At 67.7% G+C, this 16101-nt stretch carries 15 protein-coding genes; 4 read left to right on the top strand and 11 right to left on the bottom strand.

Annotated elements, in window-relative coordinates; genetic code table 11:
* Positions 1-2 precede the first annotated feature (2 nt).
* Together C4V41_RS02465 and C4V41_RS02460 are read left to right on the top strand one after the other, a co-directional pair.
* Positions 3-1193 (top strand): Rossmann-fold NAD(P)-binding domain-containing protein, encoded by a 1191-nt coding sequence (locus tag C4V41_RS02465; RefSeq protein WP_103954051.1) that lies wholly within the window; start codon positions 3-5, stop codon positions 1191-1193.
* A gap of 57 nt (positions 1194-1250) precedes the next feature.
* Complete coding sequence (locus C4V41_RS02460) at positions 1251-1859, top strand: VOC family protein (RefSeq protein ID WP_103954697.1); 609 nt, start codon at positions 1251-1253, stop codon at positions 1857-1859.
* A 340-nt stretch (positions 1860-2199) separates the two neighbouring features.
* Here the strand turns inward: C4V41_RS02460 and C4V41_RS02450 are convergent, their stop codons facing one another.
* Both C4V41_RS02450 and C4V41_RS02445 read right to left on the bottom strand, forming a co-directional pair.
* Positions 2200-2682 carry a DUF488 domain-containing protein gene (locus C4V41_RS02450; RefSeq protein ID WP_103954696.1) on the bottom strand — a complete coding sequence of 161 codons (483 nt, stop codon included), beginning with the start codon at positions 2680-2682 and terminating at the stop codon, positions 2200-2202.
* A gap of 35 nt (positions 2683-2717) precedes the next feature.
* Positions 2718-3113 (bottom strand): RidA family protein, encoded by a 396-nt coding sequence (locus C4V41_RS02445; RefSeq protein WP_103954695.1) that lies wholly within the window; start codon positions 3111-3113, stop codon positions 2718-2720.
* A gap of 107 nt (positions 3114-3220) precedes the next feature.
* On the opposite strand from C4V41_RS02445, the gene C4V41_RS02440 reads away from it, so the two are divergent.
* Together C4V41_RS02440 and C4V41_RS02435 are read left to right on the top strand one after the other, a co-directional pair.
* On the top strand, positions 3221-4195 hold the full coding sequence (locus C4V41_RS02440) for a helix-turn-helix transcriptional regulator (protein WP_103954050.1): 975 nt from the start codon (positions 3221-3223) through the stop codon (positions 4193-4195).
* A gap of 278 nt (positions 4196-4473) precedes the next feature.
* Positions 4474-6204 carry a BCCT family transporter gene (locus tag C4V41_RS02435; RefSeq protein WP_200823697.1) on the top strand — a complete coding sequence of 577 codons (1731 nt, stop codon included), beginning with the start codon at positions 4474-4476 and terminating at the stop codon, positions 6202-6204.
* On the opposite strand, the gene C4V41_RS02430 is transcribed toward C4V41_RS02435, so the two are convergent.
* The 9 genes from C4V41_RS02430 to ppdK all read right to left on the bottom strand — a co-directional run bounded on the left by C4V41_RS02430 (position 6201) and on the right by ppdK (position 15989).
* On the bottom strand, positions 6201-6938 hold the full coding sequence (locus tag C4V41_RS02430; RefSeq protein WP_103954049.1) for a helix-turn-helix transcriptional regulator: 738 nt from the start codon (positions 6936-6938) through the stop codon (positions 6201-6203). The two genes, C4V41_RS02435 and C4V41_RS02430, sit on opposite strands and share 4 nt — an antisense overlap.
* 16 nt (positions 6939-6954) lie before the next feature.
* Positions 6955-7887 (bottom strand): alpha/beta hydrolase, encoded by a 933-nt coding sequence (locus C4V41_RS02425; RefSeq protein WP_103954693.1) that lies wholly within the window; start codon positions 7885-7887, stop codon positions 6955-6957.
* Positions 7888-7924: 37 nt separating this feature from the next.
* Positions 7925-8365 carry a hypothetical protein gene (locus tag C4V41_RS62735; RefSeq protein WP_200823696.1) on the bottom strand — a complete coding sequence of 147 codons (441 nt, stop codon included), beginning with the start codon at positions 8363-8365 and terminating at the stop codon, positions 7925-7927.
* A gap of 87 nt (positions 8366-8452) precedes the next feature.
* The gene (locus tag C4V41_RS62730) at positions 8453-8608 is read right to left on the bottom strand and encodes a hypothetical protein (RefSeq protein ID WP_200823695.1); all 156 of its coding nucleotides are present in this window, start codon (positions 8606-8608) and stop codon (positions 8453-8455) included.
* Positions 8609-8914: 306 nt separating this feature from the next.
* Positions 8915-9868 carry a hypothetical protein gene (locus C4V41_RS02415; protein ID WP_103954048.1) on the bottom strand — a complete coding sequence of 318 codons (954 nt, stop codon included), beginning with the start codon at positions 9866-9868 and terminating at the stop codon, positions 8915-8917.
* Positions 9852-10949: an AAA family ATPase gene (locus tag C4V41_RS02410; protein WP_103954047.1), complete on the bottom strand. Its 1098-nt coding sequence runs from the start codon at positions 10947-10949 to the stop codon at positions 9852-9854. Before C4V41_RS02410 ends, C4V41_RS02415 begins: the two co-directional genes overlap by 17 nt.
* Positions 10946-12067 carry a DUF262 domain-containing protein gene (locus C4V41_RS02405; RefSeq protein ID WP_103954046.1) on the bottom strand — a complete coding sequence of 374 codons (1122 nt, stop codon included), beginning with the start codon at positions 12065-12067 and terminating at the stop codon, positions 10946-10948. Before C4V41_RS02405 ends, C4V41_RS02410 begins: the two co-directional genes overlap by 4 nt.
* 585 nt (positions 12068-12652) lie before the next feature.
* The gene (locus tag C4V41_RS02400) at positions 12653-13072 is read right to left on the bottom strand and encodes a hypothetical protein (protein ID WP_103954045.1); all 420 of its coding nucleotides are present in this window, start codon (positions 13070-13072) and stop codon (positions 12653-12655) included.
* 283 nt (positions 13073-13355) lie between these two features.
* Positions 13356-15989 (bottom strand): pyruvate, phosphate dikinase, encoded by a 2634-nt coding sequence (gene ppdK / locus C4V41_RS02395; protein ID WP_103954692.1) that lies wholly within the window; start codon positions 15987-15989, stop codon positions 13356-13358.
* Positions 15990-16101 lie beyond the last annotated feature (112 nt).

The following is a 16101-nucleotide window of genomic DNA, read 5'->3' as shown; positions in this document are numbered from 1 at the left end:
GCATGCATCTATCGCACCGCAAGATCCTCATCTCCGGGGCCAGCATCGCCGGCCCGTCGCTCGCGTACTGGCTCGACCGCTACGGCTTCGAGGTCACCGTCGTGGAGAAGGCTCCAGAACTGCGCGGCGGAGGCTACGCCATCGACATCCGCGGCACCGCCCGCGACGTCGTCGAACGCATGGGCCTGCTCCCCCGGCTCCGGGAGCTCCACGTGGACACCCGGCGGATCACCTTCCTCAACCCCGACGGCACCGTCCTCGCCGGTCTGCGGCCGGAGGCCCTCACCGGCGGCGCCGAGAACCTCGACGTCGAAATTCGCCGGGGCGACCTGGCCGACTGTCTCTACGGCCTGGTCGAAGGCAAGGTCGAGTTCCTGTTCAACGACTCCATCGCCACGCTCGACGATCGCGGCGGCGCCGTGGAGGTCACCTTCGACAGCGGTGTACGGCGCACGTTCGACCTGGTGATCGGCGCCGACGGGCTGCACTCCAACACCCGCGGCCTGGTCTTCGGCCCCGAGGAGCGCTACCACCGCTACCTCGGCTTCTGCTTCGCCGGCTTCACCATGCCGAATGACTTCGGCCTTGAACGCGAGGGAGTGCTGTGGAACGTTCCCGGCAGGGCGGCCGTCCTCTACGCGCACGAACCCGGTGACCTGGTGCACGGCTTCCTGACCTTCGCGCGGGACGAGCCGCCCTTCACGGCCTTCCGCACTCCGCGGGCGCAGCGCGACCTCGTGGCTTCGACGTTCCCCGACACGGTGTGGGAGATCCCGCGCATGGTGGCGGCGATGCGGTCGGCCGGCGACCTGTTCTTCGACGTCGTCAGCCAGATCCACATGCCCGCCTGGTCCGCCGGTCGGGTCGCCCTGGTCGGGGACGCCGCGTACGCGACGTCGTTCATGTCGGGGCAGGGGTCGAGCGTGTCGCTGGTGGGGGCGTACGTGCTGGCGGGCGAACTGGCCACGCACGATGACCACGTCACCGCCTTCGCGGCGTACGAGAAGACGGTCCGCGACTTCGTCGAGCAGAACCAGGCCCTCGCCACGGAGGGCGGCGGCGCGGTCGCCCCGCGCACCCGGGAGGACCTCGACGCGCGCGACGCGATGCTGCGCGGACGGACGGCGCTGCCGTCCGGCGCCGAGGGCCGCACCGCGCACACCGCCCTCGTCCTGCCCGAGTACCCGGTGTGACCAGAGCGATCAGGAATCGAGAAGCACCGTTCACCGGCCGCACCTACCGTGACGGCCATGGCTTCCATCGAATTCGTCACCATTGAGACGGTCGACCCCGAGGCGGCCGGCCGTTTCTACACCAACGCCTTCGGTCTGGGCGACTGGATGCGCCTGCGGGAGTCGGCGGCACCGACGTCCGGCTTCCGTGGGTTCACGATGTCGCTCATCGTGTCCCAGCCGGCCACCGTCGACGGCCTCATCGGCGCCGCCCTCGACGCCGGCGCCACGGCGCTGAAGCCGGCCGCGAAGTCCATGTGGGGCTACGGCGGCGTCGTCCAGGCCCCGGACGGGACGATCTGGACGGTCGCGTCGTCGGCGAAGAAGGACACCGGCCCGGCCACCCGGCAGATCGACGACATCGTGCTCCAGCTCGGGGTCGCGGACGTGGCCGCGAGCAGGAAGTTCTACGTCGACCACGGACTCGCCGTGACCAAGAGCTACGGCCGTAGATACGTCGAGTTCGCCCCTTCGCCGAGCCCTCTCAAGCTGTCCCTTTACAAGCGCCGCGCCCTCGCCAAGGTCGCCGGCGTCGCTCCCGACGGCGACGGATCGCACCGGCTCGTCATCGGCGGCGACGCCGGCCCCTTCACCGACCCGGACGGCTTCGTGTGGGAGACGCCCTAACGGTCGCGTCCAGGGCCGGTTTCACGTCGGCGGCGACGGACCGGCCGGGGTCGCGGCCGATGGCGGCTACGCCGACCAGCCCCACCTGCATCGGGACGTGCTGGCGTTCACCGGGGTGACCCCGGCGACCGTGGCGGGCGAACCATGGCCGGCGGTCGACGACCTCGCCTGGGCCGGCCACTCCTCTGGTGTCCTTCGCCGGCATTCGAGGTGATCCCCGTGACGGTCAGCACGTGAGCAGTTCCTCGGAGCACTCGCCCGGTTGCGGGCGATCATCCTCGGCCAGAGCCCGACGGCGGCGGGGTCACGCCCCGGCTTCCCGGCCCCGGCCTCGCGAACCTTACGGGCGTAGGTGCTCGATCGTGACGTCGTGCCGCTCGGTCATTCGCTGGGCGATCAGCGAGCGGTGGCAGGCCTCGGGGTCGCGTTCGACGCAGAGCAGCGCCGCCGTCCCGCTGCTCGGCAGCGCCGCCACGATCGGCGCGAGGTCGGCGCGGTCGAGGATCTCGGTGGTGTAGCGGCGGGCGTACTCGGCGGCGAGTTCGCGGCGCGAGCGCTTGCCGACCCCTTGGCGGTCGTCCTCGGCGTACTGGAGCCGGCGTAACTCGGTGGTCGGGGCGAGCTCCAGGTGGTGCTCGTAGGCGACCCCCGCCTGGTCGAGGGCCGTCCGCAGCCGGCGTGCGTTCGCCCAGGCGTACTCGGGTCCGCGGACGCCGCGCCGCTGGCGTACGTCGAGCAGCAGACGAACGTCCGCGTGCCGCAGTCGTCGCAGGAAGGACTCACCGTCGAAGCCATAGACGCCGATGGTCACCATTTCGAGCATCGCGAAGCACCTGTCCGTCTGCTGCTCGTGCCGCCTCACGCGACCGCGGTGCCCTCAAGCTCCACCATCAGGCCGGGGAGCGCCAGCCGCGTCACCCCGAGCATGGTGGTGGGCGGCGCCACCCCGGCGGCGCCCAGCCGCGCCGCCAGCACGCCGTAGTGCTCGAAAAGCCGGTCGACGTCGGTGGTGTAGACGTTGAGCCGGACCAGGTTCGCGAGGGACATGCCGGCCTCGCCGAGCACGGCCTCCAGGTTGTCCAGGGTCAGCGCCAGTTGCGCACCCATGTCATCGACGTGCTGGGGCTTGCCGTCGCCGCTCATCGCCGTCTGCCCCGAACAGTAGAGGGTCCGGGTGTTCCCGGAGACGATCTCCCCCTGGTTGTAGCCCATCTCGACCGACCACGCCCACGGGTTGACCGCCGTTCGCCGCATCGCCATATCGACTCCATTCATCACGTGCGGCCGTCTGTCCGGCCGCGTGGAAGAGCCTCCCAGCGAATCACGACATCCTGTGTCGTGTATTTCGGTAACGTTCTGGCATGCGCGCCGACCGGCTGGTCTCCCTGGTTCTGCTGCTGCGGCAGCACGGCCGGCTGTCCGCGAACGCGCTGGCCCGCGAGCTGGAGGTGTCCACCCGCACCGTGCTGCGCGACATCGAGGCGCTGTCCGCGGCCGGCGTGCCGGTCTACGCCGAACGTGGGCGGCACGGCGGGTTCGCGTTGTTGCCCGGGTTCCGTACCGAGCTCACCGGTCTGAACCCCGACGAGGCCCTCGCCCTGCTGGTCGCCGGATCGCGGCGCGGCGCGCAGGCGTTCGGCCTCGGCTCGTCGCTCGCCTCGGCGATGCTCAAGGTGGTCGACGCGCTGCCCGAGAGCTATCGGGACACCGCGGCCGGCGCGGCCGAGCGCTTGCTCATCGACCCGGAGACCGACCTCCTCTCGCGCCGGCTGGCCGATGAGGAGGTGCCCGACGCCGTGGCGGCCGAGGTCCTGCGCGCGGTGTTCGCCGGACGCAGGCTGGAGATCCACTACGCGGCCGTGGACCAGACCCCGAAGTGGCGCACGGTGGACCCGATCGGCCTGGTCACCATCCGCGACCGGGGATACCTGCTGGCCACGAGGTCGGGCGAGGACCGCACGTACCGGCTGTCGCGGATCCTGGCAGCCAAGGAGCTCGCCGAGCCCGCGCAGCGACCCGACCGGGTCGATCTGGACCGGGCCTGGCAGGAACGCAGCACCCGGTTCCGGGCCGGCGGCGACCAGGTCACCGTGCTGGTACGGGTGAATCCGGTGCGGCGGGAAGACCTGGTGGGCACCGCGCTGGCCGTACTCGCCGAGGAAGGCGACTCGGACGGCTGGCTGCGGATGGAGGTGACCTTCCAAGATCACAGACACGCCGAATGGGCGCTGTGGCAGCTCAGCACGAACGCGGAGGCCTTGACTCCGCAGTGGCTGCGCGACGCCCTGCGCGACCGCGCCACCAAGATCGCTACCCGCTACGGAGCGCCATCCTGACCTTGCCCATCGTGTCAGCCGAAGGCCGGTCGCCGGTGTGGTGCCCGGCCGTTCTGGGCATCAAAAGTGATCTGACATGCGCCGATGAGCGGGCCGGAGGTTTTGGCGGACGCTCGATCAGGGGGTAGGTTCACGAGATCGCAATGGTCTTCTTTTGGTCATTTGACGTTTAGTCAGTAGCGTCTGTCAAATCGTTCGTGGGCATCGGAGACGGACGCGGACACGTAGGAAGGCCGGAAGAGCTCTTGGAACGCGAACCACAGGACACCGAAAAAATCATGGATACGTCGGGAGGACTGAAGGGCGTCCTCCCGCCCCGGACCGACTGGGTGGTGTTCGGGGTGGCCGCCGCGCTGACCCTCGCCTTCGTCGTCTGGGGAGCCGTCGGCACCGACTCGCTGGAAGGTGTGTCGACCTCGTTGCTCAACGGGGCGATGCACAACCTGGGCTGGGCCTTCGTGCTCGTGGCCTCGGGTTTGGTGGTGTTCGTGCTGTGGCTGGCGTTCAGCAAGTACGGCAAGATCACCCTGGGTGAGGAAGGCGAGAAGCCGGAGTTCCGTACGGTGTCCTGGGTCGCGATGATGTTCAGCGCGGGCATGGGCATCGGGCTGATGTTCTACGGGGTGAACGAGCCGCTCACGCACTTCACCGAGCCACCGCCCGGCACCCATCCGGCCACCGCGGCGGCGGCCGAGCGGATGGAGACCTCGCTGGCCACCACGCTCTTCCACTGGACGCTGCACCCCTGGTCGATCTACGCCGTGGTCGGCCTGGCCATCGCGTACGGGTGTTACCGCCGCGGCCGGCGTCAGACGATCAGCGCGGTGTTCACCCCGCTGATCGGCGAACGGCACGCCAACGGGGCACTCGGCAAGGTCATCGACATTCTGGCCATCCTCGCCACGCTGTTCGGCTCGGCCGCCTCGCTGGGTCTCGGCGCGCTGCAGATCGGCAGCGGCGTCAAGGAGGTCGGCTGGATGTCGGAGGTCGGCGAGGGCCTGCTCGTCGCGATCATCGTGGTGCTGACGCTGGCGTTCGTCCTGTCGGCGGTGTCCGGGGTGGAGAAGGGCATCCAGTGGCTGTCCAACATCAACATGGTGCTGGCGCTGGGGCTGGTCCTGTTCGTCTTCGTGGCCGGCCCGACCGTGCTGATCCTGAACCTGCTGCCCACCTCCGTCGGCTCGTTCATCGGTGACCTGGCCCAGATGGCGGCCCGTACCGAGGCCACCGGCGGCGACGAGGTCGCCACGTGGCTGTCGTCGTGGTCGGTGTTCTACTGGGCGTGGTGGATCTCCTGGACGCCCTTCGTCGGGATGTTCATCGCCCGCATCAGCCGGGGGCGTACCATCCGGCAGTTCGTCGGCGGCGTGATCCTAGTGCCCAGCCTGGTCAGCCTGCTCTGGTTCGCGATCTTCGGCGGCACCGGCATGAAGCTGGAGGCCGACGGCGCCGGGCTGACCCGCGAGGCCACCGCGGAGGGTCAGCTGTTCGCGCTGCTGAACCAGTATCCGGTCGCGGGCGTCACGACGCTGCTGGTGATGGTCCTGGTGGGCATCTTCTTCGTCTCCGGCGCCGATGCCGCGTCGATCGTCATGGGCACGCTCTCACAGCGCGGCACCATGGAGCCCACCCGCGCCGTGGTGATCATCTGGGGCGTCCTGACCGGCGCGGTCGCGGCCATCATGCTGCTGCTCGGCGGTGGTGGTGACGCGGCGCTCACCGGCTTGAAGAACGTCACCATTCTGGCCGCGGTGCCGTTCATGCTGGTGATGGTGGGCATGTGCGTGGCACTCACCCGTGACCTGCGGCACGACCCGCTGATCCTGCGCGGGCAGCGCGGCGAGGAGGCCGTGGAGTCGGCCGTCATCAACGGCCACGAGCTGTACGACGGCGACTTCGAGCTCGTGATCATCCCTGCCGCGGACGGCGACAGCGCCGAGGTCGCCGCGGTCGCTGTCGAGGATGTGGTCGAGAAGGTCGCCGGCGCGCCGCCCAGGGAGCAGGTCTAGTCTGTTCCGTTCTGTCGTGGTGGGGCGGTGAGTGAGGCCAGGGCGGCGGGCCGCGCCGCGCCGGCGGCGACCGAGCCGAGGAGGAGTTCGGTCAGCTCATGGGGCCGCGCCTGTTCGCCGGTCGGTGCCGCGGCCGCGATCCGGTCCAGCCGGAAGCCCCGGCCGGCGCGGCGGGTGCGGCACCAGGCGATGAGGTACCAGCGGCCGTCGGCGGTGAGCAGCCCGGCCGGCTCCACGACGCGGTCGCTTTCCCGCCCGGTCGCGTCGGTGTAGGACAGCCGCAGCACCAGGTTGCCGGCGAGGGCCCGCTCCACCGCGGTACGGATCGCGGAGTCGCCGCGCGCCGGCAGTGCCACGATCCGTGCGGCGAGTTCCTGGGCCGCCGCCGACGCGGGTCCGGCCATCGAGGCCGCGATCTTCTGAGCCGCCGTACGGGCCGCGCCGGCGTAGGGCGTGGCGGCGCCGGCCGCGGCGAGCGCGGCGGTCAGCGCCGAGGCTTCGTCGGCGGTGAAACGGATCGGGGGCAGGGTCATCCCCGGGTCGATCGACCAGCCCCCGCCCCGCCCGGGTATGGAGCGCACCGGGACACCGGTCTCCATCAGCGCCTGCAGGTCGCGCTGCACCGTACGCCCGCTGACCTCGAACCGGGTGGCGAGCGCCCCGACCGTCAGCGGGCGGGGCACCGCCGCGCGCAACTCTTCCACCAGCGCGTACAACCGGGCCGTTCGGTTCATGCCGCTGACGGTACCGTCACGCGGAGACCAGGAAGTCGCGCTCTCGCCGCAGCTCCCGCTCGGTGATGGCCAGCGGGAACAGGGTGAAGCCGTGCATCGCGCCGGCGACGACGCCGAGCCGCACCGGCGCGCCCGCCGCCTGCCACCGTGCGGCCAGGAACAGCGAGTCGTCCAGGAGCGGGTCCTCGGTGCCGACGACGATCCGGGCGGGCGGCAACCCGGCCAGGTCCGCGAACAGGGGTGAGACCTCCGGACTGCGCCGCTCTTCCGCCCCCATCCCGGGCGTGAACAGCTCATATCCGCCCCGGAGCGTGTCGGTGTTGCTCAGCAACCGCCGGGGGCCGAACGACCGCTGGCTCGGCGTCATGGACAGGTCGTAGGGGCCGAAGAGGAGGTGGGCCGCCCGGAACGCGCCGGTGATGCCGTACCGGTCGCGCAGGCGCAGCAGCGTCACGACGCTGAGGTGGGCACCGGCCGACTCACCACCGATCATCAGCCGGTCGGTGCCGAACTCGTCCCCGGCGTGCTTCACCAGCCACCGGGCGGCCGTTTCGCAGTCGTCGGGCCCGGCGGGGAACGGGTGCTCCGGCGCGAGCCGGTAGTCCACGCTCACCACCGCCAGCCGTGCCTGCCCGGCGAGCCGCCAGAGCCGCTCGTCCTGCCCGTCCGCGGAACCGAACGCCCAGCCGCCTCCGTGGATGTGCAGGTAGACGCCGTCGACGTGGTCGGGCGCGAAGACCCGTACCTTCACTCCGCCCTCGACGACGCGGTCCCGGCCGTGCGGCAGTCTCACCGGCGGCCTGTCGCCACCGAGCCGGTTACGCCGCAGAAGCGCCAGCGTGGCCGCACTCGGCGCCGGCCCGCGAGCCGGGCGGCTCGCGGCGGCCGCCTCGAACTGCTCGTTGAACGCCAGGGTCTCGGGGAGGCAGTCTTCGTCTGTGATCGTCATGCCGTCGAGGGTGGCAGCCACCCGCGACAGCGGCGTGTCACCCTTTCTCTGTGATCCGCGCCACGCCGCCATGCCATGGACGCCTTTGAGAGGAAGCAGAGCTCCGTACGGGGACCTTTCGTTGCTGGGCGGGAAGATCTCGGCTCGCCCCATCGGGGTCACCGAGCCACACCGATTGCCGCTCGGGCGTCACGGGGAGCCCGAAGCCGGATTGGTGCGGGCTGCCCGCGCCTTGCCAGGTCAGAATGGTGTCTTCCGCTGCCCGCCACAGCTCAAGCGGGCCGTGCTGCCGGACCAGCCACCCATCGCCCTCCGGGGTGCGGCGCGTGGTGGCCTGGGAGCCGGTTGCCACATCGAGCAGGATGATTTGCTCATCGAACCCCGGTTTCTCGGCGGAGGGCGCGACGAAGCGCCCCGTCGAGTCGCCCAGAAGGTCCGGGTCGATCCTGCTTTCGCGTTCGTAGCCGATCCCGATCACGTACGACGATCGGGGCGGCCTTCCATGCGGGCGTAGAGACATTGTCCGGCAGGAACCGGCCGCTGGCCGCGCCGTCGTCGGCCAGGGTCAGATGCGCGAGCGCCGGCTTCCAGGATCTTGTCGCCGTCGCGGATGCCCGCCGTCGACCTGGGCGATCCACGTCTTGTTGGAGTAGGCCATCTCCAGCCACTTCTCCTCGGGCGTACGACCTCGCGGCATGGAACGCCACTCGTCACCGGCCATCCCCTCGTCTTGGAAAGGACGGCTTCGCCGAGGAATGTCTCCCGCGGTACGGTTTCCACCGCTCGGTGCCAGCCGGGATCGGTCAGGGCTCCCTCTTCCACCAGCCGCTTGGCCAGGCCCGTACCAGCAACGCCCCGCACCATGGCCAGCCTGCGCGGCCTCGCCGGTCGGGCCTATACCCGACCAACAGCGACCACATCGCTCAGACCCTCTGCCTCAGCTCGCGCGACACCGCCCGCACCGTCCTCGGCCTCGCATGATCGAGAAACAGGACAAAATACGCCGAAGCTCTGGACGATTGGCATATCAGACTGTGAGGTGGTCGACGAAGATCCCAATAAGAATTCGGTCTTCGAGGTCTCCTCCGAAAGCGAAGTGAATACGCTCAACGTTGGGCCTGATCTTCATATGCCATTCGCAGCGGTAGATCTTGCCGGCATACTCTATATCTCGCAGACGCATAGCAGCGGCGTTGCTACGAGTTTTCGGGCTTTCTGGAGACAAGCCATCACAGCCGTGCTCGGCCATGGCCATCTTCATGGTACGGGAGTTGCCTAGATAATCGGCATATACGATCAAAAAGTGGTCGTTAAGGACGGCCAGCTGCACGACGACCGGCTCGCGCAGATCACGATAGGCGCCCTGGAAACGACGGAAGGTCAGGTCCTCGTGGAAGATCAGATTGGGGAAGGCCCGATCGGCGAGGACGAAGAACTCTTGTTCGGCGACGTTCTCCAGCCTGAAGAGGGATCGCCAGAAAGCGGGTAGTTCTCCGTTTTCGGCGAAAAAGAAAACTTCGGCACAGCCGACATCGGCACGGATGGGAAGGAAACCGCGGCGCTCACGAAGACCTAAGGCGAGGCAGGCGACGCCGCGGTTCTGGAGAACCATCGTAAGGGCGTAGGCGATCGACCATGCCTCACGGTCTTCTCCGCCATCGATCCCCATACGATCGCACACCGGAACTGATGCATCCCACTCCGGACATTTTTGAACGAGGCTGTAGAAGCGAAACTTGGCGTCACGGTCCACCTCGTCGCCTGCCTCCGAGGCGAGATATTCGTACAACTCATGGCCGTCGGTGCACTGGACGTTCTCGAAGTACGGCGGCTTGTAGGCTGGGCTCCCATCCTGACGCAGTTGCATGAGTACGTCGTTGAAGGTGTCCAGAAATTCAGTGAGCTGGTCGCCCGGCACCTCTCTGAAGTCAAAACTGGTTTCATCGATGACGATACGCGGTGAGTCATCGCCGTTGGGCACGGGCGAGCCCTCCCAGATCATTTTCGAGCTGGTCGAAGAAACCGTCGGGCCACTTTGTCAGGCCACCGCGCTCGGTCATCTCAATTGATACTGGCTCGACTCCATCGAAGTAATGGACGATCACGTCCATAGGGCTAACGGTACGCTCATCGGCCGCCGCAAGTCTGATCCCGTTAAGTACATGGTCGCTATGGGTCTCCACGATCACCTGGACACCGCTGCCCGCCAACCGTCCCAGGAAGCGGCCTATCTTGCTCTGGCCGGCGGGGTGGAGATGGGCTTCGGGGTTTTCGACAATGAAAAGGCCGTTCTCAGGTGCCAGCAGGCCCGCCACGATGATGGGAAGGGCGTAAGAAACGCCGAATCCCATGTTCGGCGGCCGAATGCCGTCCAGAAGCGAGCCGGGCTCGGAATAGCGGATGACGCTTGCGGCGATTCCTGGTGGCCACTGCGCGGTGACCCGGATAGGCCGGATAATTTCACTGGCCCAGTCCTCCACCTGCGCGCGCAGGGTGGTCACTCCGTGTTCCTCTGTTCGCGGGTGCCGGAGCGGCGGCCGTACCTCGTCGTTCTCGTGGACGGCGAGCAACTGCCCAGAGAACTGCCCCTGCTCTCCCACCCCGAGATGCGCGACGTCTTCGGCGGTCACTTCGAGCTGGTCACGTGGTCCGAGCCGCTCGGCGCACAGGTAGGTGAAGGCGGTGCCATGGCCTTTGAGGATGGCTGGGCCATCGGGACGAGGAGGGGCGATGACAAGGTTCAATGCTCGAGCCGCTGACGGCCGGAAACCGAACTTCACCTCCACGGCACCGTCGATCTCTAGCTGAACCGCCACCTCGGCGGACTCCTCAGCCTCCGGGTGCTGGACATCTTCGGCTTCGCCCAGAGCAAGACCGAAGACACCGTTGAGCGCGACCACATCCAGTTCAACCCGGTACGCCGCCTGCCGGGCAAGCAACAAAGACTGGATCAGTGTACTTTTGCCTGCCCCGTTGAGTCCTGTCAGCACGGTCAGCGAGCGCAATGGCAGTGAGAGATCGAGAAAGCGTTTGAAGTTCCGGACGCATAGCCCAGTGATCATCGATCGAGCACCAATGCCCTCGCCTTGCTGAAACGGTACACGACCTTGCTTTTGCCACCGGTCGATGAGCTGATGGCCTCGTAATACTCGCGGTCTTCGCTGATGAGAACTTTCATCTCGGCCGAGATCCGGGGAGCGTCAAGCCTATCTCCTCGGTCGACGGCCTCCGCCAATGTCACTGCCAGGCTCTCGAACATCGGGCGATTGAGTGGCGAGCTGGGACTTTTTCGGAACGCGCGCGACCCGAAGATTTCCACAGCCAGGACCATGGCTCGAATGAAGTCGTTCTCTAGGCGCGCAAGGTCTTCCGTGGAAACCTGCTTTGGGTTGTCGATGAGCGCGGCCGCGTCGTCGAGAAAGGGGTCCATCGCTCCTTGGTACTGGTCGAGACCCATAAGCCGGAAGGCGCAGAAACGAAGGACGAGTTCACGGTCGGCCATCCGCACATGCTCCCGGAAGGTTTTCCCTACGGCGTCGAGGAACTCGGAGCGAGCCGCGCAGCGCTTGAGGAAATTACGGCAGCGGTCACTGGTCAGGCAGTGCCTGATTTCCTGGGCGTTGAGAGGCGTGCCACCGGTGTTGATTCGCTTGAAAATGTCGTATCTCACCTGGGCGGGGGTCTGTGGGTCGATGACGTGCACCACGAGCTGGGTCTGATTAAAACGCCGACGCCACGCTGGAGACAGATCGGAAAAACGCTTGTTCGCAAGGTCGAGATACTCTAGATGAGCGAGAGCGAACTTCTCCGTACGGGCGAAATCATGCGCAGTTGATAGGCGCTGCAGCCCATCGATCACCTTCATGCTGCCATCTTTGTCCTGAGCGAAATAAAAGGCAGGCAGAGGAATCTGCAACAAAATCGATTCGACCAGGCCGGATTTCTGGGGAAGTTTCCACACCTGGTTGCGCTGGAAATCTGGTGCCAACTCCAGCTCACCTTCGTCGATCATGTCAAGGACATTGCGGAGGGAAAAGTTCCGGGAGCTGACCCTGATGTCATCCGGCTGCCAGGGCAACCCACGATCCAAATCGCCGTCATCGAGTTCGGCCTCGACGTCCAACGGTTTATCCAGGAAGTGCTCCTCGATCACGTCTTGAGGACGCGCGGGGTCTGTCATCGATTCCGTCCTTCGCTCAGAGCTTCCCCCATCCTACGGACAGGAGCGGCCTGGCTTCCGCCATTCGAAGTCTTACGTGCGGCTGAATTGCAAGTTGAGCCGGGCGACGCATGTGGAACCGGTAGGCGGCGTGTACGTACGCGTTGGCCCTGCCCGTCTATGGTCGGGCAAGAGCGAACGCGGATACCCGTAGGAGCGAGCCGGCGGAAGAACCAGGTCGATACCTTCTGGGCCGGCCGGAGGACGTACTGGCCGATCGCGTCCGCGGCGTTCACCAAACACGCACACCGGGTGCTGCCCACCCAGCCCGAGTGGTCGCGGCGCGCCGGGGACGGCCCATTGGACGCTGGATGAGAACACCCGCACGTGGACGAATGCGGTGGATCGCTGGCTTCCGGGTCCGTGGAACTGTCCAGCAGCAGGGGCTGCTCGGCCAGGTCAAGGGCCATACCATCGCCACCGTCACCTGTTGGCTCAACCAGCGTGACCCGGCTTGGTGCCATACGAACGGTGGCGATGACCTTGATCGCGTCTCGATAGTCGGAGGAGGTACGTCCGGCCCGGGCGATCGTTCCAGTCGCGGCGCTAGGGTTTGCCCGTGTTGATGGCCTTGAACCAGGCGCTGCTCGCCGGCCGGAACTGCAGCACGATCGCCGGGACGACGAGCAGGGCGGTCCAGAGGCCGGCCAATGACACGATTCCCATGACGGTCAGCGCGGTCCGGGCGCGGGTGCTGCCTTGGCGCATGAGTTTGCCGAGGACGATGAAGGCCACGCCGACTCCGATCCACACGACCAGGGTCAGCAGGCCTGTGCTCAGAGGGGCTGATCGCGGGTCCAAGGCGTAGTACACCATGCCGGCGACCAGCAGGGCTCCGAGGGAGATCCACAGGGTCGCGGCGATCGTCACAGTTCGGGGCGGAGGTGTCCGGTACACGCTCTCGTCCGGTTCGTGGCCCTCGCCGAACCGCTCGTCGGACGGCGGGGAATCTTGCTCGCTCGTCATGTTCGGGAAGCCTTCCACGCACCCCTCGGGACCGGTCCCGAGGCGATGGCGACCGCCGCAGTTCGCAACACGGTTGTGTGGTGCCAGGTCGACCAGCCGGCCGGATGGAGCCTGGTCCACGGCCGGGAGAGTGTGAGAGGGCTGGAAGCCCTTTCACCGTGGGGCTCGTGGCGGAGCCGCGAGCCCCACATGTGGACGCCCGAGCGTTAGCGAGGACCGCTCGGGGCGGGTATCAGCCGGCCCACCGTGTAGCCAGGCAACGGGTGGGCGCGCGCCCTCACGGTCAGCGGGTGTCGGAGTCGGATTGGGTCAGGGCGGCTCGGCCGGCTTCGAGGCGGGCTACCGGGATTCTGAAGGGGGAGCAGGAGACGTAGTCCAGGCCTATCTCGTGGCAGAAGTGGACCGAGTCCGGATCTCCGCCATGCTCGCCGCAGATCCCCAGGTGCAGGTCCGGTCGGGCCGACCGGCCCTCCTCCACCGCGATGCGCATCAGGCGGCCCACGCCCTCCCTGTCCAGGGTCTCGAAGGGGGAGACGCCGAAGATGCCGAGGTCCAGGTAGCGGGAGAAGAAGGCGGCCTCCACGTCGTCCCTGGAGAAGCCCCAGGCCATCTGGGTCAGGTCGTTGGTGCCGAAGGAGAAGAACTCGGCGGCCTCCGCGATCTGGGCGGCCGTGAGGGCCGCTCTCGGGACTTCGATCATGGTGCCGATCAGGGCGTCCACGCCGGCCTCGGTGAGGATCGCGGCGGCTTCCTCGCGTACGGACTCCAGCTCCTGTACGGCGGCCACCAGCGGAATCATGATCTCCGGCTTGGCCCCGGGCACCTCCTTGGCCGCCTGGGCGATGGCCCTGACCTGCATCGTGAACAGGCCGGGAATGACCAGGCCGAGCCGTACGCCGCGCAGCCCCAGCATCGGGTTCTGCTCATGCAGGCGCTTCACGGCCGCCAGCAGTTCGTGGTCCTTCGAGGTGGCCTGGTCCGTGGCCGCCTTCACCGACAGGTCGATGATGTCGGGCAGGAACTCGTGCAGGGGCGGGTCGATCAGGCGGATCGTGACGGGAGCGCCGTCCATAGCCTGAAAAATCCCGATGAAGTCGGTCTTTTGGAGAGGCTCCAGAGCGTCCAGGGCGGCCTGGCGTTGGTCGTCCGTCGTCGCCAAGACCAGGTCCTCCACCAGTTGCCGGCGCTCCCCCAGGAACATGTGCTCCGTACGGCACAGCCCGATCCCCTCCCCACCGAACCGCCGCGCCCGCGCCGCGTCCTCAGGCGTGTCGGCGTTGGCCCGTACGCCCAGCCGCCGCACCCCGTCCGCGTGCCGCATGACCCGGTCCACCGCGCGCACCAGGTCGTCGTCCGGCGAGGCGCCCTCGAAGTACTCGACCACGGCCGAGTCCACCACCGGCACCTCCCCGAGGAAGACCTGGCCCGTCGTCCCGTCGATGGAGATGACGTCGCCCTCCGAGACGACCACGCCGCCGGGCGCGGTGAACGTACGGCGGGAGACCGAGACCTCCAGTTCCTCGGCCCCGCACACGCACGTCTTGCCCATCCCGCGCGCCACCACCGCCGCGTGCGAGGTCTTGCCGCCACGGCTGGTCAGGATGCCCTTGGCGGCGATCATGCCGGCCAGGTCGTCGGGGTTGGTCTCGCGGCGGACGAGGATCACGTCCTCGCCCTGGCCGGCCAGCTCCACGGCGCGCTCAGAGGAGAAGACGGCCTTGCCGACGGCCGCGCCCGGTGAGGCGTTCATGCCCTTGGCGATCTTCTTCTTGGGGGCGTCGGCGTCGAAGCGGGGGAACATGAGCTGGGCGAGCTGGTCTCCGGTGACGCGGGTGACGGCCTCGTCGAGCGTGATCAGGCCCTGGTCCACGAGCTGGGTGGCGATGCAGAACGCGGCCGCCGCCGTACGCTTGCCGACCCGCGTCTGCAACATCCAGAGCTTGCCGCGCTCGACCGTGAACTCGATGTCGCACAGGTCCTTGTAGTGGTTCTCCAGGGTCTCCATGATGCCGACGAGCTCGTCGTAGGAGTCCTTGTCGAGGTGTTCGAGGTCTTCGAGCGGGATCGTGTTGCGGATCCCGGCCACCACGTCCTCGCCCTGGGCGTTCTGCAGGTAGTCGCCATAGATGCCCTGCCGGCCCGAGCCGGGGTCGCGGGTGAAGGCGACGCCGGTGCCGGAGTCGTCCCCGTAGTTGCCGAAGACCATGGCCATGATGTTCACGGCGGTGCCGAGGTCGGCGGGGATGCGCTCCTGGCGGCGGTAGAGGATGGCGCGCGGCGCGTTCCAGGAGTCGAAGACGGCGAGCACGGCCAGCCGCATCTGCTCGCGCGGGTCGGTGGGGAACTCCTTGCCGGTCTGCTCCCTGACGATCCCCTTGTACGTCTCCACCAGCCGCTGCAGCTCACCCGCGTCCAGGTCGGTGTCCTGGCGCCGGCCCTTCAGCTCGTCGAGCGCCTCCTCGAACAGGTCGCCGTCGATGCCGAGCACGGTCTTGCCGAACATCTGGATGAGCCTGCGGTAGGAGTCCCACGCGAAGCGGTCGTTGCCGCCGGCCTGCTTGGCCAGCCCGTGCACCGACTCGTCGTTGAGCCCGATGTTGAGCACCGTCTCCATCATGCCGGGCATGGAGAACTTCGCCCCGGACCGGACGCTGACGAGCAGGGGGTCGCCGGCCTGCCCGAGCTTCCTGCCCATCCGGGATTCGAGCGCCTCCAGTTGCCCGGCGACCTCCCGTTCGAGGCCCTCCGGCGCGGCGCCTTCCGCCAGGTAGTGGCGGCAGGCGTCGGTGGTGATCGTGAAGCCGGGGGGAACGGGCAGCCCGAGATTGGTCATTTCGGCGAGGTTCGCACCCTTACCGCCGAGAAGATCCTTGAGATTCCTGTTGCCCTCGGTGAAGTCGTAAACATACTTGGCCACCACACGCTCCAATCCAACGCCTCTGCCCGGACTCTACCGGTGGAATTGATGATGAAACTGCACTCCTCGTATAAGTCATCGTTTGTGCAGGTGAACGGCCTATGACAGGTCT

The organism is Nonomuraea solani, assembly GCF_900108335.1.
Lineage (GTDB): Bacteria > Actinomycetota > Actinomycetes > Streptosporangiales > Streptosporangiaceae > Nonomuraea > Nonomuraea solani.
The sequence above is the reverse complement of the archived record's forward strand: the minus strand, read 5'-3'. Positions and strand labels throughout refer to the sequence as shown.